Origin of the sequence: Leisingera sp. ANG-M1 (assembly GCF_000813745.1) — a bacterium.
In the GTDB taxonomy this organism is placed as follows: Bacteria; Pseudomonadota; Alphaproteobacteria; order Rhodobacterales; family Rhodobacteraceae; genus Leisingera.
In genome coordinates this window covers 38,490-64,450 of sequence record NZ_JWLC01000011.1, presented here as the reverse complement: position 1 = coordinate 64,450, position 25,961 = coordinate 38,490, and the positions used below count along the sequence as shown (strand labels likewise).

Sequence of the window (25,961 nt, the reverse complement as noted above, 5' to 3'; positions counted from 1 at the left end):
TCACTCCGCGGCTTCGGCATAGCGCGGCTGCCGGGCCGCGGCCTCGGCGGCATCCAGCCGGGCTTTGACCCCGGCCGCCAGTGCGCTGACATTGGGCACCAGCACCATGTTGTCGTGATCACCCGGGACCTCGGCCACTTCAACGGCGGGCGCCCAAGCCGTCCAGCCGTTGTCACCGAACACATACTCGCGCGCTTCGCTGACCCAGTTGCCGCCCGAGACCTGCCACTTGCGGTCCAGGGGCGGCCGGAACAGGGTCAGCGGGCCGTCCCAGGGCCTGAGGGCATAGGCGGCAACCGCGGCGCGGAAGGCCAGTTCGATCTTGCGGTTGTTGAATTCCGGCCGGGTGCCGGTCTCGGCGGGTTTGGCGCGGCGTTTCTCAAACTCCCAGGCGATGCGGTTGCGGGCCCATTCGCCAAGATAGCCCGGCCCCTTGCTGCGCAGCTCTGCCAGTTTGATCAGTGCTTTATCCCGGCGGCTGAGGAGCGGGCGCATCGGCAAAGGCGTGTCGAGCAGGATCAGCGCTGCGGTGTCCTGGCCCTGGTCCCGCAACTGCTGCGCCATCTCAAAGGCGGTGATGCCGCCGCCGGAAAAGCCGCCCAAAAGATAGGGGCCTTCGGGCTGGATCTGGCGGATCTCGGCCAGGCAGCTGCGGGCGGCATCTTCGATCCGGTCGTGCGGGTCGTCGCCGCCGACCAGCCCCTTGGCCTGCAGGCCGTAGACCGGGCGGTCCTTGCCGACCAGCAGCGCCAGGTGGCGCAGGTTCAGCACGTTGCCGAACATGCCCGCGACCAGGAAGAAAGGCCGCCGGCCGGTGCCGTCGCCAGGGTGCAGCTGCACCAGATGGGTGTAGTCCGGCTGGCTTTCCGGTGTGGCGGCGGTGCCGTCCGGTTCAGCGGCAACGCCGCCGCCGGTGCGTTCAATGATCCGTTCCGCCAGAGCGGCCACGCTGGGGGCTTCGAACAGCACCGACATCGGGAACTCGGTGCCAAAGGCGCGTTTCACCTGGGCAAACAGCCGCACGGCAATCAGCGAGTGGCCGCCGAGGTCGAAGAAACTGTCCTCAATGCCAACTTGGGATACGCCGAGGAGGGAAGCAAAGAGCTTGGCCAGCTCTTCCTCCACCGGGTTGCGCGGGGCGATATAGTCGGTGTCCAGCTGCGGCCGGTCGAAGGTCTGCGCCTCACCTGCTACGGGGGCAGCGGAGTACGAGGCCTGGGCGATCAGCGCAGGCAGATCAAGCGAAGAAACCACCACTTGCGAAAGACCCGTGGCCAGCGCGCGGGTGAGGGTTTCGCCGCCGTCTTCAGCCTTGATGCCATTTGCGATGTTCAGCTGCAGGCGGCGCTCCTCGGGCGAGAGTGGCTGGGCGGAGCGGGCAGGCTCCAGGCCAAGCTGTTCGGCGGTTGCGTCAGCGGCGCCGGTCTCGTCTGATGCGGCGAAACCTCCTGCCAGGCGCTGCATGCGGAAGCTCTCGATTTCTACCAGCACGCTGCCGTCCGGAGCGGTGAGGGTGATGTCAAAACCGGCGGAGCTGCTGCCGGGCGTGCCGGACAGGCGCACGTGGCTGCAGATACGGCCAGTGAGCGGAGCAAAGATGCGGATCGCGCCGTAAGACACCGGCACCCAGAGCGCCTTGCCCTCATAGCCGGGGATCAGCTGCATTGCCCAGCCGGTGGCCAGGTCCATCAGCCCGGGATGCAGCAGGGTGCCGTCCTGTGCCGCGGCCTCGGGAAGGGCAAGATGTGACAAGCCTTCGCCATCCCCCAGCGCAGCGTGTTCCAGCACATGCCAGCGCGGACCGAAGGCCAGGTGGGCTTCCTGCGGAGACCGCAAGCGCCCGCCGGCCGGGGTCTGCTGAACCGTGCAACGGGAGGAGATCGTCTGGAGGTTTAGTGCGGCGGGGCGTTCTGCCGCCGCCGCGGTGACCAGTATTGCTTGACTGTTTAAACGGTAACCATTTGTACACTTGGAGTAAACAAAGAGTTCATAACCATTTTCATTAGCTTCGAGACGAACCAGGCACTTCCGCGGCTTTCCGTCCTCCACAACTAGAGGGCGCAGGAAATAGAGGTCGCGGATTTCGAATGGGCCGGTGACGCCGATGGCCGCCAGTGCCTCGGCCGCCATTTCGATATAGCCGGTGCCGGGCACCAGGGCGGTGCCGTCCTTGGTGCGGTGTTCGTCAAGCAGCCAGTCGGCGGTGCTGAATTCCGGTGTGAAGATGGGGTTGCCTTGCGCGTCGAAGGCGCGGCTTTGCAGCAGCGGCTGCGGGCAGGGCTCTGATGTGCTGGCGCCCTTCGCGTTGTTGCGGGAGGACATGGCGTCGGCGGCCATGCCGGTGTCGGCCCAGACGCCCCAATCGATGGCGGTGACGCGGGTCTGTCCTCCGGCGCGGTGTTTGGCCCAGGCGTTAAGGAATTCGTTGGCGGCGATGTAGTCCGCCTGGCCTGCCGGGCGGGTGACGGCCGAGGAGGAGGAGAACAGCACCATCAGTTCCAAGCTGCCGTCCGGGAAGACGGTGTCGAGCGCGCGCAGGCCGCTCACCTTGGGGGCCAGGACCTGGGCGATCTGGTCTTCGTCCTTGGCCAGCAGCGGGCCGTCATTGATGACGCCTGCGCCGTGCAGAACACCGGCAATGGGGCCGTTTGCCGCCTCCGCCTCTTCGCGGGCCGCTCGCAATTCGCCGCTGTTGCAGACGTCGGCGGCCAGCGGCAGGATCTGGCCGCCTGCGGTGTCCTCCAGCGCCATCACCGCGCGGATGCGCCGGGCGGTGCGGTTGGCCGGGCTGTGGCTGGCGAGGTGGCGCTCCCAGGCATCGCGCGGGGGCAGGCCGTCGCGCGAAATCAGCGAGATTTTCGCACTGTATTCGCGCATCAGATACTCGGCGATAGTGAGGCCGATGCCGCCATAGCCGCCGGTGATCAGGTAGTGGCCGCCCTGTTTGAACGGCGGGGTTTCCGGTTCGGGCAGGGGCTGCGGGCGCCAAGTGAGCTCGAACCTCTTGTCTCCGCGCCAGGCAGCGGAAGTGTTCGCGGGTTCCGCCATCAGTTCTTCCAGCAGGCGCGGTGTGATGTCCGTTTCAGCCGGGTTGCGGCGGGCAAACAAGCCTTGCGGCGCTTGCGGCAGTTCAATGTCGATGGTGGCGCAGCTGAGGCCCGGAAGCTCGCGCGGGATGACACCGGCGGGGCCTGCGATCATTGCCTTTTCGGGATGGGGCAGGGGTTCGCCGCGAACCTGGGCGGCGCCGGTGGTGAAGACGGTGATATGGGCGGGGCCAGGCAGATCGGCATTGCCCAGCTCCTGCACCAGCGCGGTGAGCGAGTGGAAGCCCATTTCGAGATTGCGGTCAAAGAAGGAAGAACCGGGGCGGAAGGTTTCTGCGTCCGTTACCAGCCAGAAATGGGCGATGCGGTCCGGCAGCAGACCGGCGTCCGCCAGATCCGCCATGAGGGCGCCATAGGCGGGACGGCCCTGCTCGGGCGGCAGAATGTATTCGGTTGGCGAAAGCTGCGCATAGGTATCGCCTGCACGCACGCGGGCGACGGTATGGCCTGCGGCCTGCAGTTGCTCGGCTGCGCGGGCGGCGTGGCCAGTTTCGTCCTCGAAGATCAGCCAGGTATGCGGCTCCTGGCCCAGTTCTTGTGCGACATCCAGGGCGCAATCGGCAAACCGGGGCCGCCAGGCGGGGCGGTAGCCCCAGTCGGTGAGGTCTTCGCGGCGTTCGGGGGCCGTCTCTTCCTCGGCCGCAGGCTGGCCGGGTTCGATGAAATAGCGGCTGCGCTGGAAGGCGTAGCCGGGCAGCGGCAGGCGGTTGCGGCGGGCGTCGCCCCAGATCTGCTGCCAGTCGGCCTCAACCCCACAGGCCCAAAGGCGGCCGATTACGCCAAAGAAATAGGTATCGTCCATCACCTGCTGATCCGGGTGGCGGAGCGAGCTGAGCACCTGGCCCGGCTGCACGGTGGGCGACATCTGCGCCAAGGCGCTGAGGGCCTTGCCGGGCCCGACTTCCAGGAACACGCGGCCCGGGGTTTTTGACAGCGTCTCGATGCAGTCCGCATAGCGCACCGTGTTGCGCAGCTGGCCCACCCAGTAATCGGCGCTGGTGGCCTGCTCTGCGGTCAGTGGGGCGCCGGTGCGGTTGGAGGTCACCGGCAGAGTTGGTGCCGAGAGGCTAAGCGAACGGATGAAATCGCCATACTCCTGCAGGATGCCGTCCAGCATCCGGGAATGCGCGGCGATGTCGATCTGGATGCGCTGGTGTTCCACTTCGCGGGCGGTGAGGTCAGCGGACAGGCGGTCCAGTGCGTCCTGCGGGCCGGAAACGGCGGTGAGGGCGGGGGCGTTGACGCTGGCAATGTCCACGTCATCGCCGATGATTTCTTCAATCTCGGCCAAGGGCAGCGCTATGGAGAGCATGCCGCCGGCGGGCACGGTGTCGAACAGGCGGCCGCGCAGCAGGACCAGATTGATGCAGTCCTCGAAAGACATGACACCGGCTAGGCAGGCGGCGGTGTTTTCTCCCATAGAGTGGCCGACAAGGGCCGCGGGCCTCACGCCCCAGCTGATCCACAGCTGCGCCAGCGCGTATTCCACAATCATGATCAGCGGCAGCTGCACCGAGGGCTGCTGCAGGCGTGCGTTGGCGGCGTCCTCTTCGCCCTCGTCAGGGAGCCAGATGGCGCGGATGTCGTAGTCGAGGCTTTGCCGCAGATGCTCCAGCCCGCGGTCCATCCAGTCGGCAAAGACCGGCTCGGTCTCATAGAGGTCGCGGGCCATGCCCGCATATTGCGCGCCGCCGCCGGGGAACATGAAGACCACCTCGGGCGCGTCGCCCAGGTGGTCGTGGGTGAAGACCTTGCGCGGGTCGTTTTCCTCAATCAGCTCAACTGCCTCGGCCGGGGTTTCTGCCACCAGCACCCTGCGTTTGGCAAAGCCGCGGCGGCCTTCTTTGAGGGTGAAGGCGACGTCGGCCAGATCAGCCTCGGGGTTGGCCTTCAGATACTCCGCCAATCCTTGTGTGTTGGCGTCCAGCGCGGCCTTGGATTGGCCGGAGACGCAGAGGATCTGGAACGGGAAATCGCTTTCCTCGGACGCGGCGCGCTTGGGGGCTTCTTCCAGGATCACATGAGCGTTGGTGCCGCCGACGCCTAGCGAATTGATGCCGGCCCGGCGCGGCCCTTTGTGGGGTTGCCATGGGGTGAGGGCGGCGTTCACCTTGAACGGGGAGGTCTCGAAATCAATAGCCGGGTTCGGGGCCTCATAGCCCAGAGAAGGCGGGATTTCCTTATGGTGCAGCGCTAGCGCCGTCTTGGTCAGGCTGGCGACGCCCGCAGCAGTGTCCAGATGGCCGATGTTGGTTTTGACCGAACCGATGCGGCAGTAACCGGTGTCTTGGGTGGTGGCGCGGTAGGCGTCAGTGAGGGCGGTGACCTCGATCGGGTCGCCGAGATAGGTGCCGGTGCCGTGGCACTCGACGTAGTCGATTGTGTCTGCCGGGGTGCCAGCCGCCTGCAGCGCCTTTTGCACCGCAGCTGATTGGCCGCCGACAGAGGGCGCCAGGTAGCCGGCTTTGTCCGCGCCGTCGTTGTTGATGGCCGAGCCTTTGATGACGGCCCAGATGTGGTCGCCATCGGCAATCGCATCCTCCAGCCGCCGCAGCGCCACCGCGCCGGCGCCGGAGCCGAAGACAGTGCCCTGCGCTCGGTGGTCGAAGGCGTGGCAGTGGCCGTCGGGCGACAGGATCTCGTTTTCCTTGTAGAGGTAGCCGCGGCCCTGCGGCAGTTCGATGGTGACACCGCCCGCCAAGGCCATATCGCATTCGCCTTCGCGCAGCGCTTTGCAGGCGTAATGCACCGCCACCAGCGAGGTGGAGCAGGCGGTTTGCACGTTGACGGAAGGCCCGTGCAGATCGAAGACATGGCTGACGCGGGTCGACAGGAAGTCCTTGTCATTGCCGGTATGGCGCAGCAGGAACATGCCTACATCGTCGACCAGCGCGGGGTTTGAGCAGATGTTGAAGTAGAAATAGCTGCCCATGCCGCAGCCTGCGTAAACGCCGATTGGGCCGGAGATGCTTTCGGGAGGATGGCCCGCGTTTTCCATCGCGCCCCAGGCGACCTCGAGGAACTTGCGGTGCTGGGGATCGAGGATGGCGGCTTCTTTCGGGCTGAAGCCAAAGAACTCTGCGTCAAATTCGTCAAAACCATGGAGGCGCGCGGAGGCGGGCACGTAGTTCGGGTCGGCCAGAGCCGAGGCACGCTCGCCGTTTTCCAGAAGGGTCTCCCTGTCCAGCACCTCGATCGATTCGATGCCGCCGCGCAGGTTCTGCCAGAAGGCCTCGGCCGAGCCGGCACCCGGCACCGTCACCGACAGCCCGACAATGGCTATATCTCCGCCCGCGTGCCTGCCGGCAGCGCTCCCCGCTGCGGGTTTTCCATCCTGCATCGTCATTACCTGACTCACTGGCCCTTCAGAAACGGCCCGGCGCACTGGGGCACGCCCGCGTTTTGCTGGCCTGCCTGCTGCCCGCCGGACGGGTTGTTATTAAAGCCGGGTTTCTCTCCGGCTGGTCGTCCGCGCCGCCCTGCATGATCCCCATCCGCAAAGGCAGGCGCGGTTAATCTCTTATATTTTCTTCAATCCATAGGGCGTGCCTGTGGACGCATTGTGTCGAATTAAGCCGGAAAAGCGGAAAGATTGCGGCATCACAGGATACTGCGCCCCTCCGGCCCGGCGCTGTCAGGCATCAAGGCCTGCGCACCGCCAAATAGCGCGGGTTTGGGCCGGAACAAGTCCGGGTAGAGCAGCCGCTCGGCATAACCCAGCACCGAACCGGCGCACATCCATGTGATCGGGATCAGTGTTGCATTGAGCAGCATGTCCACCAGGGTGGCGGCCAGGATCAGCGCAATCGGCGCCGCATAGGGCGAGACGCTGCCCCTGGGCGCCCGCCGTGCGGCGGCGGCCAGCAGGAACAGCGGCGCTGCCAGAAGGCCCATCTCGGCGATATAGCCCAGCCAGCCGAAAGTGCCGAAGACGATGATCCAGCGCCCGTCCGGGATCGACAGGATCTGGCCGGTTTCCTCGTGCCGGATCAGGTTGCGGCCCCAGCCGCCCCAGCCGAACCAGGTTTTTTCCGCAGCACGTGCGAGCAGCTGCGCCTCGTTTTCAAAACGGTAGTTGAGGGATTGGGCGCGCTCGGCGCTGATTGCCTCGGCCTGGGCAACCAGCGCTTCGGTTGGCACCAGCCCGGTGTTGCGCAGCATTGGGTAAACCACTGCGATCACGGCCAATAGCAGTGCAGCCCGCAGCTGCCAGCGCAGGGGCGCCAGCGCCACAACGGGGGTGAAGGCCAGCGCATAGGCCAGCGAGGCCAGGCTTTTGCACAGCACCAGCACCGCAAAGAGGTAGCCGGCAGCCAGAGCCAGGCGCAGCCGGTCCTTGCCCTGTGCGGCGCGGGACAAAGCGGCGGCCGCGAGCACCGCTGACATCATGAAAAACGCCAGCCACAGCGCATGCGGCAGGAACACGATGGGGCGGAAGCCGCCCTGGCGGATCATCTGGGCAAAATCATGCTGGAAGAAGCCGTAGACCCAGATATTGATCTGCGGGCTGAGCCGGATCTCGATCAGCGACGGGACGGTATAGGCCAGCCCGCCCAGCATCAGCGCCAGCAGCAGCTCGCGCTGGGCCTCCGGCGTCGACAAGTAGCGGCGCGCCAGCAGGAAAGGCATCAGCACGATTACCTGGTTGATGATCACCGAGCCGAGGTCGCGCCACCTAAGCCCCGGCAGCTGGTCGGTCAGGAAGATGATCGGTTCGGAATTGGCGATCTTGCGGAACTGGATCGGCTCACCGTTGGTCAGCACGGTGGGGATGACGCCAAAGACGAAGAGAACAGCCAGCGCTTTGGCAACGGGATGCCGCGGCAGCAACGGCACCGGCTTGCGCAGCACATAGGCGCAGAGCAGAAAGGCCATTACCGAAGGAATGGCGAATTTGTCCATGTCGGGCACCAGCGGCAGATCGAACTCGGCCAGCGGCGGCAGCAGCAGGTAGCCGGCGATGAGGCACCACAGAATTGCCCGCTCCAGCGGCAGCCGCCGGAACAGGTAAAGGCTGGCCAGCGGCCAGGCCAGCAGCATCAGATAGGCCAAGGCATTGGGCAAAGGCCTGAATCTCCCTCATTCCCAGTTTAGATAAAGTTTAACCGCTGCCGCAGGGACTGTCCCGCGGATTTGCAAAAGGCGGTAAACGGGGTGCAGCTTTGCCACGCCGGCAGCGGCAGCAGGCGGCCCATAGCTGGCCTGCCGCGGGCGGCAGCGGTATGACAGGGCGGCGCGTTCATTGGAGGCAGGTTTGTATTTCGAATTTCACGGCCACCGGGTCGCGGTGAACATGCGGGAGCGATCTTTGCTTGAGGCAGAAATCCGCGCCCGCTTTGCCGCCCGCCAGGGGTTTGCGCTGGCGACCGTCAACCTGGATCACCTGGTCAAGCTGGCGGCGGCGCCAGAGTTCCTGGCGGCCTATCAGGCACAGGATCTGGTGGTGGCGGACGGGCGTCCGATTGTCTGGCTGTCGCGGCTCGCCCGCCGCCCGGTGGAGCTGATGCCGGGATCCGACATGGTGCTGCCGCTGTGCCGCCTGGCGGCAGAGGCGGGGGTGCGGGTGGCGCTGGCGGGCAGCACCGAAACGGTGCTGCGGGATGCGCAGGACGCGCTGGAAGCGCAGGTTCCGGGGCTGGAGATCGCGTGGGTCCGGGCACCGTCCGGGCAGTTTGATCCCGACGGCGCCGAAGCGGACCAGATCCTGCACCGGCTGGATGAGAGCGGCATCGGCCTGTGCTTTCTGGCGCTGGGTGCCCCTAAGCAGGAGCGCCTGGCCCAGCGCGGCCGCCGCCTGGCGCCGCGCACAGGGTTTGCCTCGGTTGGCGCCGGGCTCGACTTTCTCGGCGGTCATCAGAAGCGGGCGCCGGCCTGGGTGCGGGCGATGGCGATGGAATGGCTGTGGCGGGCGCTCTCCAGCCCGTCGCGGCTGGTGCCGCGCTATGCCAAATGCCTGGCGATCCTGCCCGGGCAGTTTCTCAGAGCCTGGCGCATCCGGGCGCGCTGAACGCCGGCAGAACCGCGGCCTGGGGGCGGGGATGCGAGGCTCTGCCTCGCGCTCCGGGATATTTTCAGCCAGAAGAAGAATGGATTCGGTTTTCTTCTGGCCGCCAGGCCAAGAGGGGCAACGCCCCTGCAATACGCGCAAGCGCGCTGCCCGGCCCAACCGGCACAGGTCTCCCGCAGGGAGGCCGAAGCTGGGCGGGAGCGCTACTTGTACTCCAGAAGGCCCCGCGACTGGCCGCGCCAGCGGCGCCAGTAGAATTCCAGCGCGCCGGAGGCTTCAGCGAATTTACCCAGCACTGAAAACAGCGCCCGTTCATGCCCCATGCGCCGGGAGAGCCGGCCCAATTGCGCCGGATAGACAAACGCGGCGAACAGTGAATAGGGCTCAATCAGCCCGGCCAGAAGGATGGCGGCCGGCAGCAGGGCGCCCCAGAGCAGCGCGCGGCGGGTTTCGGCCACCCAATGGCGTTCGGGGGCGTTTCCATGCAAGGCTGCGCCCTCGGCAAAGGCATAGCCTGCCCGGCGGCTGCGCTGCCACCATTGGCCAAAGCGCAGCATCTGCGCGTCATGAAGGGTCATCTCCGCATCCAGCCGCCAGATCTGCCAGCCCGCACGCCGCAGCCGCAGGCACAGCTCCGGCTCCTCGCCGGCAATCAGGCTTTCACGGTAGCCGCCCGCCTCACGCACTGCCGCCGCCCGCATCAGCGCATCGCCGCCGCAGGCCTGCGCCTCTCCCAAGGGGGTGTCCCATTCCGCGTCGCACAACCGGTTAAAAACCGAAGCTGCGGGAAACCGCTCCCGCCGCCGCCCGCAGGCCACTGCGGCTTTGGGGTGTGCTTGCAGAAAACGGAGTGCGGTGCTGACCCAGCCGGGATCCACCTCGCAGTCGCCATCCGTGAATTGCACGTATTCGCAGCCCTGCGCCAGTGCTGCCAGCCCGGCATTGCGGGCCCGGGCTGCGGTGAATGGCTGCGACAGGTCCAGGTTCACCACCTCCGCCCCCAGCGCGCGGGCGGCGTCTGCCGAACCATCGCTGGAGCCGCTGTCCACATAGACCAGCTGCTGCACCTGGCCCTGCAGCGAGCGCAGGCAGCGCAGCAGCCGCTCGCCTTCGTTGCGGCCGATCACCACCGCGCCGACAGAGGGCGAGGTCATGGGCTGTCTCCTGCCAGATAGGCGCTGTAGCGCGGTGCGCGGCGCAGAAAGCCCTGGCGCTGCAGGCCGGCGACGGTGGCGTCCCTCTCGGCGTCTTCCGACCACAGGCTGAGATCCGGCTGTCTTTGCATCAGCCCGGCCCGCAGCCGGTCCTCGCCATGCTCGGATACTGCCTCGGCCTGGCTTTGCAAATCCCGGGCAAGGCTGCGGCCGGCAAATTTGTAGTGGCGGATCAGGCCTTCCGTGTCCGCAACCCGGACGCCGGACGAGGCATGCGGATGCACTGCTGCCTGCACGCCGGGACCATTGAACACCAAGGGATGCTTGCTGAGGCAGCAGGCCTCGCCGAAGACTTTGCCGCGCACCCCGCCATAAAGCATTTGCGCACCGCCTGGCGGCAGGCTGTTCTGACGCAGGAAGAAGGAAAAACCGGTTGCCCCGGACGTATAGTCAACTGCCTTGACCGTGCTGATGTCCGAGTATCGGAAGCGGCGCACTGCTTCGGCATATGACAGATCGGCAGCGGCGCTGAGCGGCCCCTTGGGAAACATCTCGAGCATCTGGGCCTGCAGTGCCGTGAAGCCTTGCTGCTGCAAGTAGCCGGTGAGCCCCCGCAGCCCTGCAGTGCTGCTGCCCTCGAAGCTCAGCAGCTCGTCCATATCGGCAAACAGACACCAGCGGTTGCGGCCATAGCGGCCGGCGGCATAGTTGCGGAACGTGTTTTCAATTTGCAGCCAAGGCCGCGCCGAGCGCAGCACAGCGGTGCCGGGTTCCTGGCGGATCCGCTCCAGCGTGCCGTCAGAGGAACCATTGTCGCAGAACACAAAGGCCGAGACGCCAAGCTGGCGGTAGTGTTTGAAGAAGACGTCAAGGTAGTATTCGCCGTCCCGCACCAGCGCGATCAGCACCACCTCCTCCGGGGCGGCAAAACGGCTGGCGGGCCCATGCAGATGGCGCAGCGAGGCGCGGAACCTTGCAGCCTGCGCCATGCGCCCGGCGCGGGAAGCCAGCCTGTGGCCAAGTGATCTGTGCACGGTGAGCCCTGTCCTGCGCGTATCCGGAATTTTTCAGTTAAACTGCAGGCTTCCGGCAAAGGCTGCAAGCGCTGGAGCGGTGTTCAATTGCAAATGCTGCGGGAATGCTGCAGTCTCAAAGCCAGGGGAATTTCAGAAAGGAACGCAGCAGATGGCGGCTGAGCTGACGGTTCTGGCCGGAGATGTAGGCGGCAGCCGGACCCGGCTGGCGCTGGCGGCTCCGGGCATCGGCGTGACCGCGCTGCAGAGCTTTTCCAATGACAGTTTCGCCAGCCTCGAGGATGTGCTGCAGGCTTATTGCGCGCAGCCGGGCCTGCCGCCGCTGCACGGCGCCTGTCTGGCGGTGGCGGGCCCGGTCCGGGGCGGAGCGTTTCAGCTCAGCAACCGCAACTGGCGCGGCGAGGCCAGCGGCATTGCGGCAACACTGGGGCTGGCGGATGCCGGGCGGGTGAAGCTTGTCAATGATCTGGCGGCGCTGGGGCATGCGCTGCCGGTACTTATACCAGGGCAGCTGTCCAGCCTCCGGCCCGGCCGCCAGGGCGGCGGTCAGGCGCTGGTTGTCGGCATCGGCACCGGCTTCAATGCTGCAGCTTCGCTGAACGGGGCAGCGCTGGAAGCCGAACTGGGCCATGCCGGCCTGCCGCAACTGCTGTGCCGGCGCCTGCAGGTGCTTTTGGAACACGCGCCGGATGAGTTCGCAAGCATCGAAGCCCTGTTCTCCGGCCATGGCCTGGTGCGCTTTCACCAGGCGCTGACCGGCACGGCGGCGAGCAGTGCCGAGGGGATCGAAGCGGCCTATTTGGGCGACCCGGACTCGTCCGAGGCGCGGACCATCCGGGAGTGGGCGCATCTGCTGGGCCTGCTGACGCGCGAGCTGACTGCGGCCTATCTGCCGGGGCAGGGGCTGTTTTTCGCGGGCAGCGTCGCACGCGGAATTTTGAACACTCCCGCGCGGGAGCAGTTCCTGCAAAGCTACACGGCTCCGGGCGGGCGGCTTGGCGAGCTGTGCGCCGAGGTGCCGCTGTGGCTGATCACCGATGATGCCGCCGGAGTGAGCGGTGCGGCCCAAGTGGCGCTGGCGGCTGCCGGAGCGCTGGACACCGGTACGGATTCCGGCCCGGAAACCAGATGATTTCCGGATCGTTTTCTGCGCCGGGAAACGGGGGCTGGCGGTCCCGGGGCGTCAGTAGTCGCGCTTGAAAAACAGGCCGAAGCCGGTTTCCCCCTCACTATCCACCGTGCCCTGCACCGTCAGGCTGTCTGTCACATCCAGGTTCAGGCTCAGCTCGCTGTCGCCGCGGGTGTTGACGTTGAAATCGGTATAGACGTTCTCGGCCACATAGCCGCCCAGCCCCAGCTGTCCGGCTCCGAGGTTGTCGGCGCCGATATCGACATCCGAGGCACCGGTGGCATTCCTGACCTTTTCCTGCGCGCCGCCGCCGCGGCCGCTGAGGGTCAGGGCCGAGCCCGCCAGCCGCGCCAGTGCCAGGGGCGAAATGTCCTGAATATTGTCGCCGAACAGCAGCAGCGCCAACGCCTCTTCGGAGGGTCGCGGCGGATCCGAAGTCACCTTGATTTCCGGTGCGTCGACCCGGCCGGAGATTTCCAGCGTGGCAGTGCCCTGATCGGTGGCGGCGGAGGACTTGAACTCGAGATAGGGTTTCAGGTCGCCGAGCAGGGTGATGCGGCCCTCGTCCAGCTCCAGCCGCCGCCCGAGGATGTCAAAAGTGCCGCGGATGAGGCTGATTTGGCCCGAGGGCGACAGCCGCGCAGTGCTGCCGCGCAGGCGGATCTCGCCGCCCAGTTCCGAGCGCAGGCCGCGGCCGCGGGCAAAGATGCGGGACGGCGCGCTGATCAGGACATCCAGTTCGGTCTTGCCGGAACCACCGCTGCTGGCGCCGCTGCCGGTGAGCCCGGCACGGGCCAGGGTCTGGCGCACACCGCGCGGCGCGCCCACATGGCGGATCGGCGGGATCGGTGCGGCTGAGACCGAGCCGCCGGCAGTGTTGAGGTTGATATTGGTCTCGCCCACGTCAATGCGGCCGGTGATCCGGTTGCTGCCTGCCATAGCGCCGGACATCGACAGGGCGCCGTTCAGCAAGGTCTCGTAAGACAGGTGGTCCGTCACTACCACATCGCCGATGGCGATCTGCAGATTGCCACTGAAAGGCGGCAGCAGGCCGACCGGGCCGCTGATCCGCACTGTGCCGCCGTCGCGCGGGCGGGCCGAGACCTGCACTTGGGCGCTGGAGCGGGCGATTGAGACGGTGGCGTTGATATCATCCACCCGCTGCGCCGCGGCCGGGATGGCCAGCGAAGCGCCCGGGACCGAGACAGTGCCGCTGAGCGCGTCCAGTCCCGGCGCGCCTTTCAGCGCCAGGTCGAAATTGGCAGGCCCTTGCAGCAGATTGGGGGAGATGAACGGGTTCACGCCTTCCAGCCGCAGCATGCCCTTGGCGGTCACATCGGCGGTGCCGTCGGCCTCGTTCCAGCTGCCCGCCACCCGGCTGTCGATGCCTGCTGGGCCGCTAGCGGTGCTTTCAACTGTCCAGGTGCCATCGCGGCGGCTGGCGGTGCCCTTGGCAGCCAGCCTGCCGGGCAGGTCCGGGACCAGCCGCTGCAGCTGTTCCATCACCGCATCAAATCGCAGGTCGGCGCTGCCGTCGCTTTCGCGGAAGCTGCCGCCGAAGTCCGCAGCAGACCCGGTGGGTCCGGCCACCGCGGCCGAGAACTGCCAGTCGCCATTGCGGCGCTTGGCGGTGCCATCGGCAACCAGCTTGCCTGGGAGCTGCGGCACAAAGCGTTCCAGCTCGTGCAGCGCGGCTGCGAAATTGAAATCGGCATCGCCCTCCAGCGTGACCGAGCCGTCCAGCTTGGCGCCGGACGCATGCGGGCCGGTCAGCTCCGCGACGCCGCTGAGCCGGTTGCCGTTGCGGGTCAGGGTGGTGGCCAGCGCCAGCGTGCCGGGGTTTTGCGGCACCAGCACCTCCAGTTTCTTAAGCTCGGCGGTGATCTCCATTTGCCCGGCATCGCTGTTGAGGTTGCCGGCGGCGGTTGCGGCAATAGCGCTGCCTGAGAGGTCGAGGTGGTCGATGGCGATGCCGTTCTCGTCCCGCGCGGCCTTGAGCTGCAGGGTGGTGGTGCCCGCCAGCAGCTCATCCGCCTGGGCGATACCGGCGGAGAGGTCCTGTGCGATCACCTCCAGATCGGCGGCAAAGGCGCCTGATAGCGGCGTGAAGGATCCCTTGACCGCGCCGCGTACGGCACCGCCCAGGGGGCGTCCGGCGAGGTCCGAGAAGCGCGCCAGGTCTGCCGCGCCTGCAGTGAGGTCCGCGGTTACTTTCAGCCCGCTTTCCAGACCGTCCAGCGCCACGTCGCCGGCGGCCTGATAATCGCTGCCGCGCAGCTCCATATCCGTGATCCGCAGCGCGCCAGGGCCTTTGGTGCTGAGGGTGCCCTCAAAGCGGATGTCATCCCCGGTGGCCTTGGCCAATGCCGGGTCGCGGGGCTGGAAATTGCTGAGGCCCGCGGCCAGGCGGCCCTCGAGGGCAAAACCGCTGCTTTGGTCCAGGGTGCCGCGGCCTGCGATCTCGGCCTGACCGATCAGGGCGCCCGGGTGGCTCAGCTGGTTCAGGAGGCCGTCCAGGGTCCAGCTGCCCTCAGTGGTTTTGGTCAGCTGCAGATCTGCCGCTGCCAGCGTGGTCTGGCCGCCTGCAACCGGCAGGGTGACGGCAGCCTGGCCTGCGGGCGGGGTGATGGCGGTTTTCAGGTTGGCGGTGTCCAGCTTGCCGCCCGCATCCAGGGAGGCTGCGCCGGTCACCTGCAGCGCATTGGTGCGCAGGACCAGCGTGTCCAGCACCGTTGCGCCGCTGCCTGCGCGGGTGCCTTTGACGTTCAGCCGCAAGCCGGGGCCGAAGAAGGGCCGGTGCACCGGCGGCAGCAGAGGATCAATGTCGCCGGAAAGGTTGGCGAAGAAGCGAATTACATCCGGTGCGTCCTGCCCGGGATTTCTTGGTGACGCAGGAGCAGACAGCCGCACTTCGCCGGCCAGCCGCTCGGTGCCATTGGTGCCAAAGCTGATATCCGCGGTGAAGTCGCTGACCGGGCCTTCGCCCTTGGCGGTCAGCAGTAGGTCGGGACGGCCCGGCAGGTCCAGGCTGCGGGAAATCAGCCCGCCCGGCGCCTCCTGCAGCGCCAGGTCCAGGGTAATTTCCTGGGTTTCATTGGCATATCCAGCTGTGAGCTGCAGATGGTCGCCGGGCTTGTCCAGCCGGGCGGCGTCCAGCTTGGTGTCCAGCGCGCCGTCCGCCAGTTTCAGCGAGCCCTCGACCGAGAGGCTGGCGGCGGTGCCCGCCAAAGCCTCGCCCAGTTCGATCCGGTCTGCCTTGATCTGGCCAAGTTCAATGGAAACCGGCAGGTCCGGCAGGGCAAAGGGCGTGGCCTCCGGCGCAGGCAGTTCCGGGTCCTGCGGCACAGGTTCCGGTGCGCGCTCGACCGCGATGCGTTCCGCTGACAGCTGATTGACCGAGAAACGGCCGCGCAGCAGCTCCAGCCGGTTCCAGTCCAGTTCTGCGCCTTCGATGGTCAGCCAGATGCCGTTAGCGTCGGCAACGGTGATTTTTTCGATAGTGGCTTGGGAAGAAAACGCCCCTTCCAAACCCGAGACGCTGATATAACGGCTGTCGCCCGACAGAGTGTCTTCCAGGAAATCGACCAGCAGGCCGCCGCTTTCCTCGGCGCTGTCTTGCGCGGAGGCGGGGGCGAGGGTCAGGCCAAGGGCCAGGCTGTAGGCTAGATACTGTCTCAAAACGCCTGTCCTATGCCGATGTAGAATTGCAGCCCGTCCTCGGTTCCGCCGTCCACCGGGTAGGCGAGGTCGAGCCGCAGCGGGCCGATGCCTGCCACGTCATAGCGTAGGCCCAGGCCGGCGCCGGCATGGCGGGCCGAAGAACCGGAGACAATGCTGTCTGCGTCGACAAAGCCGAGGTCATAAAAGCCGACCAGCGAGATCTTGTCGGTGACTTTGCCCCGCACCTCTCCGGACAGCGCCAGGAAGCCGCGCCCGCCGGCGGTGCCGCTGCCCACCGGCACACCCAGCGACTGGAACTCATGGCCGCGCACGGACCCCGCGCCGCCGGAGAAGAACAAAAGGGTCGGGGAGGTTTCGCTGAGAGCGGGACCGATGACCGAGCCCAGCTGCAGCCGTCCGGCCAGCACGATCCTGTCACCGGCGCCCAGACCGCGGTAGGCGCGCCCGTCGCCTTTCAGCTGCAGACCGGATGCGCTGCCGTCGATGCCGATAAACGGCGTGGCGCCGCCTTGCAGGAAGAAACCGTTGGCCGGGTTTACCCGGCTGTCGCGGGCGTCGTATTCGGCGCGGATGCGGCCTGCCAGGTATTTGAACCGGCGTTTACCGAAGACATCCGTTGCCAGGGTTGAGGAAACGCCCAATGCGGCCTCGGCAAAGAACTGGTCCGAGAAGGTGCGCCGGGCACCGATGGCACCGAGCACCTGGGTGGCGGTGTAGTGCTCCTCGTCCAGGCGCTCGGCCTCGGCAAGGTAGAAGATCAGGTCATCCGGCCCCAGCGCTGCCGGACGGTCCAGCCGCACCGCGACGCGGCCGTCGATATCATTGCTGCTGCCGATACCGCTGAGCCGGGCTTCGATGCGCAGTTTTTCCGCGGCGCCGAACAGGTTGCGGTGCATCCAGCTGCCCGACAACTCAATTCCGTCAGAGGAGCTGATTTCGGCGCCGAAAGTCAGGCGGCGGGGCGGCAGGTCCTCGACCTGAGCGGTGAAGTCCAGGGTGCCGTCCGGGTTGGAGTGCTCTGCTTCGCTGAGAACAACGGTCGAAAACGTGCCCGTGCGGCGCAGCCGGGTGGCGGATTTGGCGACAAGGTCGGGGTGAAACTCCTCGCCTGCCGGAAAGCCCGCGATGCGCCGGATGGCATCCTCGCGCACCGAGGTTTCCCCGGTGACCTGCATCCGGCCAAAGCGCAGGCGCGGTCCTGGCGCAAGCCGCAACCGGGCATCCAGGCGGGCCTGCAGGTGGTTTGCGGTGATGTTCTGCTCCGCCACACGTGCTTTGGCATGGCCGGCGCGCCGCCAGGCCTTGATGCCGGCAATTGCTGCTTCGCGGATCACCCCTGTACCGGCGGGCCTGCCGGGGGCGAAGCTTTCGGGGAGTTCCACTTCGCTGGATTGCGGGAAGGGCGCCAGTTCCGCCGCACCAAAGGCAAAGCGCGGGCCGGGCTGCACGGTAATCTCGACCTTGGAAACGCTCTTGGGCGGGTTCAGCGGCTGGATCCGCGCCGCTTCGCGCCCGTCGAGGCGGATGTTGACCACCGGTGAGAAATGCCCGGCGTCATAAAGCACCTGCACCAGCGTCCTGTAATCCGACAGGGCGGCGGCCAGCAGCTCCTGCACATTGCTCCCGCCGCTGGCCGCCACCGAGGCGGACGCGCCGCGCAGCCTGTCCGTAAGGTCTGGGTCTGCGCCGGGGGCCTGCAGTGTGGCCTCGGCGCCAAAGGCAGCGGGCGGCAGCAGGGTCAGGAGGCTGAAGGCAATAGCGCGCGCCAGCAGGCGCGGGCGGAGGGGAAATTTCATATCTGCTCCCGGCAGCGGGCATAAATCCGGCCTGGGCCCGGCGGGGCATCAGGCGCCTGGAGGCAAGCCTAGCACGGGGAATTTGCGGGATGGAACCGGCAAAGCGGCAACCTTCCGCCAAGTTCGCATCAGGCTGTGCCGGCGGCGGAATGCCGCGCATCGCCTTGGAGACCCGGCGGGCACTGGCGCCGGGCGGCGAATTTCAGCCAATTTGGCGGCTGCTCTGAACAGTTGGCGGTATTTATGATTTGGCAACCGGAAGGGAATTTGTACTATCCGGTTCAGCTCCGGCAGCTGAAGCCGCCGGAGCTGGCACTGATTAACAAAACTACATCGGGTAACGTCAGGCGCAGCCACCACTCACATGAAGCCAAGCCTGGCGGGAATGATACCACGCGAGATATTACTGTCCATATAATTGTCAGTTTGATAATTTTGCGTGGTATCATTTTAAGTTGCCGGGAGCCCGGCTTTGGTGTGCGTTGAACGAGGGCAGAGGGTTGGACAGGCTGAAATCCATCTATGAGCTGCGCGACATGCTGTTCCAGATGGAGCGGGATATCGGCCTCGACCGTCTGAGCCCGGTTGAGCGCGATGTGTTTCTGGCCGCCCATGCGCTGACTGCCAGCCCGGGCACGCCGGTGCAATCGGAGCAGATCCGCAGCCACCGGCTGGTGCAAGGGATTGCCCAGGCGACCTATCACCGGACCTTGAAGTCGCTGCTGGACATGGGGTTCCTGAAACGGGCGGGCGGCAGCCGGGCCAAGCATTATGTGGTCAGTTTCGACCCGCCGGCCAGGTAATCCGGCCCCGCTATTGGTTGCAGCGCCCAATCTGTGCGGCTAAACCGGTGTTATGACACGCGTTTCATTGTTGTATTCCCGGTTTCAGGTTTTTGCCGTCATCACCGCAGTCTACATCGTTTGCCATGGGGTCACGGCCTGGATTGTGACGCCGGTGCAGGCGCTGTTCCTGCCTGAGCTCACCGTTTTTGCCAGCCTGGTCTACCTGCCGCACGGGGTAAGGGTTCTGAGCGTCTGGCTGTTCGGGTGGAAGGCAGTGCTGCCGCTGGCTTTTGGCGCCTTTCTGTCAGAGCTGATGTTCACCGATGCGGGCATCCTCCAGCTGATGCAGCCGGTGCTGCTGGAATCGATTGCTGTGGGTGCGGTGTCGGCGCTGGCGGCCTTTGGCTTGTTCCGGCTGCTGGGGCGGCCGCTGCATGCCGGGCTGGCGCGGCGGATGGAATGGAAATGGCTGCTGGCCGCAGGCGCGCTGGCTTCGGTGATCAATTCCCTTGGTCAGTCGGTGGTGTTCTCTGGTCTGATTTTCCCCGGTGATCAGCTGCCGGTGATGGCCGTCTATGCAGCAGGCGATCTGATTGGCCTTACCGCCTGCATGGTCGCACTGATGCTGATCTTCCGCTGGCTGCGCCTGGCCGGAGAAAACCGCCTGTCGCAGAAATAGCCAAAGCCCGCAGGGGCGGGCTTTGCTGTCCGGGCGGCGCTCGGCGGGCAGTCCCTAGCCTGCCATCAGCCGCGCCACATCCAGCATCCGGGCCGAGAAGCCCCATTCGTTGTCATACCAGCCGAACACCCGCACCTGGGAATCGCCGGCCATGCGGGTCTCCGGGCCGGCAATCACCAGCGATTCAGGCCGGGCGCGCAGGTCCGAGGAGACCAGCGGCATATCGGTCCAGCCCAGCACCTTGGAGGCGGCAACGCCTTGGCGCAGCGCGGCGGAGAATTCTGTCTCGCTCATCGGCGTCTTCAGATGCGCTACCAGATCCACGGCGGAGACGCTGGCTGTCGGCACCCGCACTGCAGCGCCGCTGACCCGGCCTTTGAGGTGCGGCAGCACTTCGTCGATCAGATGCATTGCCGAGGTTGTGGTCGGCACCATCGACTGGGCGCCGCCGCGGGAGCGGGCAAAATCGCCGCGCGGCGCGTCCACCATCGGCTGCGAGTTGGTGTAGCAGTGGATGGTGGTCATATGCGCGGTGTCGATGCCGGCGATCTGGTCCAGCAGTTTCACCAGCGGCGTCAGCCCATTGGTGGTGCAGGAGGCATTGGAAACGATGCGGGCATCGCCCAGGCTCTCCTCATTGGCACCCAGCACCATGGTCAGTTCCGCCGCCGGGGAAGGGCCTGAGATCAGCACCTTGCCGGCGCCTGCCTTGATGCCGCGTTCGGCCACGTCCGAGGTGCGGGCGATGCCGGTACATTCCAGCACCAGATCGACACCGCTGAGGTCCACCGATGTCAGGTCGGGCGCGTGGCTGACCGGGATGGTGCGGCCCATCACCTGCAGCGCGCCGCTCCCGTGCTCCACTGGATGGGCAAAGGGGCCGAAGGTGCTGTCGTACTGGAACAGATAGGCGCACATGTCCAAGGGCGCGATATCGTTGATCCGCACCACTTCGATGCCGTCTCCGCGCGATGTGGTCAGAATCTGGCGCAGGATGGCCCGGCCGATGCGGCCGAATCCGTTGATAGCAAGTTTCATGCGCAATCTATGGCAGGCGCGCCGGGGCCGCTCAATCCATCGCTCCCAGGAAAATGATCACATTTCCCAAGAGGATGTTTCAGAAAAACGCTGCCAAACCGCGCAAGCGTCAGGCGCGTTCCTATTTGCGGCAGATCATCTGGGCGTAGTAGGTGCCGGTGATGTCGCGCACCATCGTGTCCAGGTTGACGCTGCAGCCGGTCGCGGCGCGCAGAGCTCTGACCGCCTGGCGCGCGGTCAGCACCGCGGGCGGGCGGAACGGCAGGTGTTCGCGGTTCAGCCGGGTGGCGCTGTAGCGGCCGGCCATGTCTTCGACCGGGGCGACGACCCAGTCGCGGCCCAGCACCGTCACCTGTTTGCCTTCAACGCCTTTGGCCAGGGCCGGGGCGGTGAAGGCGGCGCAGAGGGCTGCCGCCAGTGCAGTCTGTTTCATCATCGAAATGCTCCTGCGGAAATCTCTCCCTGCAGCCTAGCGCGGGGCGAAGCCATTGCAAGGCGGGGTTTTCCGCAATGCGCGTCAAAGGTGATCCACAGCTTCGGCCTGGCGCAGTTCGGCAGCGCAGAGCTGCAGGCCGCGCAGCAGCCGTTCGGCATCAGCCTCGGGGTTCAGGCCGCGCGGCGCAGAGCTGCCAACGACCACCGGCGTGCGTCCCGGACGCGACACCGGCACCGCATAGCCGGTGATGCCGGCCTCAAACTCGCTGCCGGTGATGCAGAAACCCTGCTCGCGGGCCTGGGCAGCGCGGTCGAGAATGGCGGCGGGATCCTGCAGTGACTGCTCGGTATGGCGCGGCAGATCTTCTTGCGCGAGTACGGCCGCAGCTTCTTCCGGCGGCAGCCCGGCCAGCAGCATCCGTCCCAGGCTGGTATGGGCCAGCGGGATGTGGGAACCGGCAGTGAAGCCATAGGTGATATGGCCGTGCTCGACGGTGGATTGCGCCAGCAGCAGAACCCGGCCTTGGTCGAGCATCGCCAGGGTGACTTCGACTTCCATTTGCCGGGCATGACGGTTCAGCACCGGCTGCACCTTGCGGCCGAACTGGTTGGCCTGCAGGAAGCCGCCCGCCAGCGCCAGCACCCGCGGTGTCAGTGACAGCATCCGCCCGTCCTGGCGCAGGTAGCCCGCCTGCACTAGCGTCAGCGCCCCGCGCCGGGCGGTGGCGCGGTCCTGGCCGCTGCGTCGCGCGATCTCGGCCAGGGTCATGCTGGGGGTGGCCGCGTCAAACACCGCCAGCACTGCCAGCCCCTTGGCAAAGCTTGAAGAAATATTCCTGTCCTGTTCCGTAACCGTCATCAGATGTCTGCCGTAACTTGAAAAACCGCCGCCTAGCGAGGGTAAGGATGTGCGAATGCTGGACACAATGTTCGCAAAGTGAACGCTGTCAAGGTGCAAAACCCCCGCAATATCTGGAAAGCGCAGCCATATGCGGCAAATGCCGCCGCCAAGCTGGACGCGGGCAGTATTTCCGGTGCATTTTCAAGCAGCTCGCTCTGCAAGAGGCCGCCCATGGCGCAAGATTTCACATCCGGAAAACTGGCCCGCCTGGGGCTGCTTGGCCCTGAGGACTGCCGTCAGGCGGCTGAGATCGTGTCGCGGGCGCAATTTGACGGGATCGAAACGGTCCGGGTGCTGTTTCCCGATCAGCACGGGCTCTTGCGCGGCAAGACCGTGATGGCCGAGGGTTTTGCTTCGGTGTTTGAACGCGGCCTGAACGTGCCGTCGACGCTGTTGCAGAAAGACACCTCGCACCGCACTGCCTTTCCGGTCTGGGAGGGCGGCAGCGGGCTGGCGGGGCCGATGCAGGGGGCAGGCGATGTGCTGCTGGTGCCGCGCCCCGGTACTTACCGGGCGCTGCCTTGGTCGGGCCATTCCGCCTGGATCTTTTGCGAACCGGTTTATCAGGACGGCCAGCCGATCCCCTTTACGTCGGGCAGGGTGCTGCAAAAGGCCGTGGATCAGCTGGCCGGGCAGGGGATGGCGGCGACCTTCGGCTTGGAGGTCGAATTCCACATCTTCGAGCTGGCGGACAAAGCTGCGGCGCATGAGCAGGCCGGCCGTCCCGGCGCGCCGGTGCAAACCCGGAACCTGATGCAGGGCTACCAGTATCTGACGGAGACCCGGTATGGCGAGGTAGAGGGCGTGCTGGACCTGTTGCGCCGCAACGCTCAGAAGCTGGGGTTGCGGGTGCGCTCGGTCGAGATCGAGATGGGGCCGAGCCAGGTTGAATTCACCTTTGCCCCCGATGGCGCCATGGCACAGGCCGACGCGATGGTGATGTTCCGCACCCTGGTGAAGGAGGTCTGCGCCAGGAACGGGCTGCACGCGAGCTTTATGGCCAAGCCGCGGCTGGATAATGCCATGGCCAACGGCTGGCATGTGCATCAGTCGCTGCAGGATCTGGCTTCGGGGCGCAATTTGTTCATGCCGGAAGCCGAAGGCCTGCTGACGCCGCCGGCCAGCGCCTGGATGGCGGGGCTGCTGAAATATGCCGCCGAGACTTCGCTGCTGATCGCGCCGACGGTGAACAGCTACAAACGCTATTTGCCCTATCAGCTGGCGCCGAACCGGATCGGCTGGGGCGAGGACAACCGCGGTGCCATGCTGCGGGCGCTGATGCATCCGGGCGACGACGCCAGCCGGATCGAAAACCGGGCGCCGGACAGTTCCGCCAACCCCTATTTCGCGCTGGCGGCGCAGATCATTGCCGGTGCGGCCGGCCTGGCCGAGGGGCTGGAGGCGCCGCGTCCCACGGTCTCGCCCTACAGCGAAGACAGCGATAAGCTGCCGCGCTCGCTGGGCCAGGCGCTGGCTGCTTTTGAAGGTTCCGGCCTGTGCCGGGAGGCGCTGGGTGAAGATGTGACGGCCTATCTGCACCACCTCAAGCGGTTCGAGTGGGAACGCTACCTGGACACCGTCAGCGAATGGGAGCAAGCGGAGTATTTCAACCTGTTCTGACACCTTCGGCGGGGGGCGGCGCTGCCGCCTAAAATCTTGCTGATCCCGCGATTTGGCATCTTGATCGCAAGGCGCGGCCGTTGCTAGCGTATACCCGCGTATGCAGGGGCTGGTGCGCCGGGCCCCTGTTTCCTGCGGCGCCTTTTGGGCGGCCACAACACATATCTAACCTGTGCTTTTCTAAGGGAAAACAAGATCATGAAATACACCGAGGAACACGAGTGGCTGCTGCCCGAAGGCGATCTGATCACCGTCGGCATCACCGCCCATGCCGCCGAGCAGCTGGGCGAGGTGGTTTATGTGGAGCTGCCGGAGCCGGGCACCGAAGTGACCAAGGATGACGAGATCGTTGTGATTGAATCGGTCAAAGCCGCCTCGGACATCCTGGCGCCGCTGGACGGCGAAGTGGTTGAGGTCAATGAGGCGCTGGCCGATGACCCGGGCAAGGTGAACGAGGACCCCGAAGGCGGCGCCTGGTTCTTCAAGCTGAAGCCCTCGGACCTGTCGCCGATGGACGATTACATGGACGAGGCCGGGTACAAGGATTTCATCGGCTGATCCGGTTGCCGCTGTTGGAAGGTCCGCCTTGTTCCCTGCCGAAAACAAGGCGGTGCCTCCGGCGGGGATATTTTTGGGCCAGAAGAAGCAGGGGAGCGTTTTCCGGGGCCGTTTCAGTAGCCGCGCTGGCGGTCGACTTCGTACAGCAGCGCGCTGCCCGCTTCCAAGCGCCGGTAGTTTTCCACCACGTCTTTCATCGCATCGCCCAGGTGCCAGCCCGAGACATGCGGGGTGATGGTGACGCCCTGATGGGTCCAGAGCGGGCTCTCAGCAGGAAGCGGCTCCTGGCTGGTCACATCCAGCACCGCACGGCCCGGGGTGTCCTTGTCCAGTGCTGCAATGAGAGCGGCTTCGTCGATCAGGTCGCCGCGGCCGGCGTTGATCAGCGTGGCGCCGGGTTTCATTGCCGCCAGCGTCTCCTCATTCATCAGATGGCGGGTGGCCGGGGTTGAGGGCAGGATGGCGCAGACATAGTCGCATTCACCCAGCATCTGCAGCAGCGCGGCCTCGCCGTGGCGGCAGTCAACGCCCTCGATCTCCTTGGGCGAACGGCTCCAGCCAAGCACCCGGAACCGCAGATCGCGCATCAGCCTAGCGGTCATGCCGCCGATATGGCCAAGACCCAGCACGCCGACGGTGGTGTGCGTTGGGCGTTTCGGCGCCAGCGGCTCCCAGGCGCTGCGTTTTTGCGAGGCTTCGTGCTGGGCGATGTTGCGCTGGCCGTGCAGCACGTAGGCAAGGCAGAATTCGGCTATCTCATGCGCCGGCTCGTTCGGCTTCAGCCGGGCGACACGGACATGCGGCGGCAGGCTGGGGTGGGCCACGATACTGTCGACACCGGCGCCCAGCTTCTGCACCAGCTGCAGGTTCGGCAGCTGTTCCGGCAGCCCGCTTTTCAGCACCGTGGTGGCCAGCATGGAGACCTCCGCCAGATTGCCCGCATCGCTCATAGGCCGGATGTCCAGATCCGGTGCCAGCGCCTTCAGCTCGGCTGTCAGCTCCTCATCCGTGAACCAGTTGTCAAACCCGACATTGACCAGAAGCGCCATGCTGCTCTCTCCCTCCGAAGCCTTCAATCCGGCGGACTAAGCCACGGCGGCGGCGGCCGTGTAAAGGTGGGAAATGGCACTTGCCGGTGTGCAAGGGGGCACAAGGGGTGCAGGGAAGGCATCGGGCCGGTTTCGGGGATCAGGCGAAGGGATCGTCCGGGTAGCCGACCCGTGCCAAGTAGAGCCCGTGCCCGGGGCAGACCGGCCCGCAGGCGGCGCGGTCGCAGGCCTCCAGCGCAGCTTTCACATCGGCGGGATCCCAGGCGCCTGCGCCAACCCGCTCCAGGGTACCGACAAAGCTGCGCACCTGGTTGTGCAGGAAGCTGCGGGCGCGCACGTGGAAATGGATTTCCGGCCCGGAAAAGCCCTGCACCCGTTCCACCCGCAGTTCGTCCAGCGTCTTGACCGGGCTGGCCGCCTGGCAGATTGAGGAGCGGAACGTGGTGAAATCATGGTTGCCGGTCAAGTGGCTGGCGCCTTCCTGCATGGCGTCTGCGTCCAGATCGTGGCTCAGCTGCCAGACCTGGCCCGCGTCATGGGTGGCGGGTGCGCGGCGGATCAGGATGCGGAACAGGTACTGCCGCTCCACCGCCGAGAAGCGCGCGTGCCAGTCATCGTCCACCCGGGCGCAATCCACAATCGCCACAGGATCGGGCTTCAGATGGTAATTCAGCGCTTCAGACAGGCGGAACGGGTCCCATTCCTTGGCCATGTCGCAATGCGCTACCTGGCCCAGCCCGTGCACGCCGGTGTCGGTGCGGCCGGCGGCGGCAATGGTATGCTCACCCGGCTCGAGCCGCGCCAGCGCAGCCTCGATCGCCCCTTGCACCGAGGGCAGATCCTTCTGCCTTTGCCAGCCGGCAAAAGGCTTTCCGTGGTATTCGACTTTCAAAGCAAAACGCGGCATGGGCGGCCAAGTAGCAATGCAACAGCGGCGGGGCAAGTCCTGCGTGCGCTCTGGTAACCCGTTGGTGCGCTGCCTATCTTG

At 66.1% G+C, this 25,961-nt stretch carries 17 protein-coding genes; 6 read left to right on the top strand and 11 right to left on the bottom strand.

Annotated features, from left to right (window positions below; genetic code table 11):
• On the bottom strand, positions 1-6,447 hold the full coding sequence (locus tag RA19_RS10020) for a type I polyketide synthase (protein WP_039162250.1): 6,447 nt from the start codon (positions 6,445-6,447) through the stop codon (positions 1-3).
• Between the two features lie 260 nt (positions 6,448-6,707).
• A complete protein-coding gene (locus tag RA19_RS10015; protein ID WP_039162143.1) occupies positions 6,708-8,171 on the bottom strand; it encodes a membrane protein in 1,464 nt (487 codons plus the stop codon).
• Between the two features lie 190 nt (positions 8,172-8,361).
• On the opposite strand from RA19_RS10015, the gene RA19_RS10010 reads away from it, so the two are divergent.
• On the top strand, positions 8,362-9,114 hold the full coding sequence (locus tag RA19_RS10010) for a WecB/TagA/CpsF family glycosyltransferase (RefSeq protein WP_039162141.1): 753 nt from the start codon (positions 8,362-8,364) through the stop codon (positions 9,112-9,114).
• Positions 9,115-9,317: 203 nt separating this feature from the next.
• Here the strand turns inward: RA19_RS10010 and RA19_RS10005 are convergent, their stop codons facing one another.
• Complete coding sequence (locus RA19_RS10005) at positions 9,318-10,268, bottom strand: glycosyltransferase (protein WP_039162140.1); 951 nt, start codon at positions 10,266-10,268, stop codon at positions 9,318-9,320.
• Positions 10,265-11,257: a glycosyltransferase family 2 protein gene (locus RA19_RS10000; RefSeq protein ID WP_082020506.1), complete on the bottom strand. Its 993-nt coding sequence runs from the start codon at positions 11,255-11,257 to the stop codon at positions 10,265-10,267. The genes RA19_RS10005 and RA19_RS10000 overlap by 4 nt, the downstream gene beginning before the upstream one ends.
• Before the next feature lie 196 nt (positions 11,258-11,453).
• Here RA19_RS10000 and RA19_RS09995 point away from each other — a divergent pair, with 196 nt between their 5' ends.
• The gene (locus RA19_RS09995; RefSeq protein WP_039162138.1) at positions 11,454-12,434 is read left to right on the top strand and encodes a glucokinase; all 981 of its coding nucleotides are present in this window, start codon (positions 11,454-11,456) and stop codon (positions 12,432-12,434) included.
• Positions 12,435-12,485: 51 nt separating this feature from the next.
• Here the strand turns inward: RA19_RS09995 and RA19_RS09990 are convergent, their stop codons facing one another.
• Complete coding sequence (locus RA19_RS09990; RefSeq protein ID WP_152615729.1) at positions 12,486-16,109, bottom strand: translocation/assembly module TamB domain-containing protein; 3,624 nt, start codon at positions 16,107-16,109, stop codon at positions 12,486-12,488.
• The gene (locus tag RA19_RS09985; protein WP_039162136.1) at positions 16,106-17,908 is read right to left on the bottom strand and encodes an autotransporter assembly complex protein TamA; all 1,803 of its coding nucleotides are present in this window, start codon (positions 17,906-17,908) and stop codon (positions 16,106-16,108) included. The genes RA19_RS09990 and RA19_RS09985 overlap by 4 nt, the downstream gene beginning before the upstream one ends.
• A 482-nt stretch (positions 17,909-18,390) precedes the next feature.
• Here RA19_RS09985 and RA19_RS09980 point away from each other — a divergent pair, with 482 nt between their 5' ends.
• On the top strand, positions 18,391-18,711 hold the full coding sequence (locus RA19_RS09980; protein ID WP_342586064.1) for a hypothetical protein: 321 nt from the start codon (positions 18,391-18,393) through the stop codon (positions 18,709-18,711).
• Between the two features lie 52 nt (positions 18,712-18,763).
• Entirely contained in the window at positions 18,764-19,372 is a 609-nt protein-coding gene (locus RA19_RS09975; RefSeq protein WP_052261741.1) for a hypothetical protein, read from the top strand.
• Between the two features lie 54 nt (positions 19,373-19,426).
• Here RA19_RS09975 and RA19_RS09970 read toward each other — a convergent pair whose 3' ends face one another.
• From RA19_RS09970 to RA19_RS09960, 3 genes are all read right to left on the bottom strand, one after another.
• Positions 19,427-20,410 carry a type I glyceraldehyde-3-phosphate dehydrogenase gene (locus tag RA19_RS09970; protein WP_039162133.1) on the bottom strand — a complete coding sequence of 328 codons (984 nt, stop codon included), beginning with the start codon at positions 20,408-20,410 and terminating at the stop codon, positions 19,427-19,429.
• A gap of 121 nt (positions 20,411-20,531) precedes the next feature.
• A complete protein-coding gene (locus RA19_RS09965) occupies positions 20,532-20,843 on the bottom strand; it encodes a hypothetical protein (RefSeq protein WP_241479049.1) in 312 nt (103 codons plus the stop codon).
• A gap of 84 nt (positions 20,844-20,927) precedes the next feature.
• On the bottom strand, positions 20,928-21,704 hold the full coding sequence (locus RA19_RS09960) for an IclR family transcriptional regulator domain-containing protein (RefSeq protein WP_039162130.1): 777 nt from the start codon (positions 21,702-21,704) through the stop codon (positions 20,928-20,930).
• A gap of 213 nt (positions 21,705-21,917) precedes the next feature.
• On the opposite strand from RA19_RS09960, the gene RA19_RS09955 reads away from it, so the two are divergent.
• Together RA19_RS09955 and gcvH are read left to right on the top strand one after the other, a co-directional pair.
• The gene (locus RA19_RS09955) at positions 21,918-23,366 is read left to right on the top strand and encodes a glutamine synthetase family protein (RefSeq protein WP_039162249.1); all 1,449 of its coding nucleotides are present in this window, start codon (positions 21,918-21,920) and stop codon (positions 23,364-23,366) included.
• Between the two features lie 198 nt (positions 23,367-23,564).
• A complete protein-coding gene (gcvH, locus tag RA19_RS09950) occupies positions 23,565-23,924 on the top strand; it encodes a glycine cleavage system protein GcvH (protein WP_039162129.1) in 360 nt (119 codons plus the stop codon).
• 113 nt (positions 23,925-24,037) lie between these two features.
• Here the strand turns inward: gcvH and RA19_RS09945 are convergent, their stop codons facing one another.
• Both RA19_RS09945 and truA read right to left on the bottom strand, forming a co-directional pair.
• The gene (locus RA19_RS09945; RefSeq protein WP_039162128.1) at positions 24,038-24,973 is read right to left on the bottom strand and encodes a 2-hydroxyacid dehydrogenase; all 936 of its coding nucleotides are present in this window, start codon (positions 24,971-24,973) and stop codon (positions 24,038-24,040) included.
• Positions 24,974-25,112: 139 nt separating this feature from the next.
• Positions 25,113-25,880: a tRNA pseudouridine(38-40) synthase TruA gene (gene truA / locus RA19_RS09940; RefSeq protein WP_039162127.1), complete on the bottom strand. Its 768-nt coding sequence runs from the start codon at positions 25,878-25,880 to the stop codon at positions 25,113-25,115.
• Positions 25,881-25,961 lie beyond the last annotated feature (81 nt).

What these genes read in the sequence shown, in the direction of transcription:
- RA19_RS09985 (WP_039162136.1), bottom strand. Translation starts at nt 17,908, where the DNA reads ATGAAATTTCCCCTCCGCCCGCGCCTGCTGGCGCGCGCTATTGCCTTC.
- RA19_RS10000 (WP_082020506.1), bottom strand. Translation starts at nt 11,257, where the DNA reads ATGGCGCAGGCTGCAAGGTTCCGCGCCTCGCTGCGCCATCTGCATGGG.
- RA19_RS09955 (WP_039162249.1), top strand. Translation starts at nt 21,918, where the DNA reads ATGGCGCAAGATTTCACATCCGGAAAACTGGCCCGCCTGGGGCTGCTT.
- RA19_RS10005 (WP_039162140.1), bottom strand. Translation starts at nt 10,268, where the DNA reads ATGACCTCGCCCTCTGTCGGCGCGGTGGTGATCGGCCGCAACGAAGGC.
- RA19_RS09965 (WP_241479049.1), bottom strand. Translation starts at nt 20,843, where the DNA reads ATGAAACAGACTGCACTGGCGGCAGCCCTCTGCGCCGCCTTCACCGCC.
- RA19_RS09995 (WP_039162138.1), top strand. Translation starts at nt 11,454, where the DNA reads ATGGCGGCTGAGCTGACGGTTCTGGCCGGAGATGTAGGCGGCAGCCGG.
- truA (WP_039162127.1), bottom strand. Translation starts at nt 25,880, where the DNA reads ATGCCGCGTTTTGCTTTGAAAGTCGAATACCACGGAAAGCCTTTTGCC.
- RA19_RS10020 (WP_039162250.1), bottom strand. Translation starts at nt 6,447, where the DNA reads ATGCAGGATGGAAAACCCGCAGCGGGGAGCGCTGCCGGCAGGCACGCG.
- RA19_RS09945 (WP_039162128.1), bottom strand. Translation starts at nt 24,973, where the DNA reads ATGGCGCTTCTGGTCAATGTCGGGTTTGACAACTGGTTCACGGATGAG.
- RA19_RS09960 (WP_039162130.1), bottom strand. Translation starts at nt 21,704, where the DNA reads ATGACGGTTACGGAACAGGACAGGAATATTTCTTCAAGCTTTGCCAAG.
- RA19_RS09970 (WP_039162133.1), bottom strand. Translation starts at nt 20,410, where the DNA reads ATGAAACTTGCTATCAACGGATTCGGCCGCATCGGCCGGGCCATCCTG.
- gcvH (WP_039162129.1), top strand. Translation starts at nt 23,565, where the DNA reads ATGAAATACACCGAGGAACACGAGTGGCTGCTGCCCGAAGGCGATCTG.
- RA19_RS09975 (WP_052261741.1), top strand. Translation starts at nt 18,764, where the DNA reads ATGACACGCGTTTCATTGTTGTATTCCCGGTTTCAGGTTTTTGCCGTC.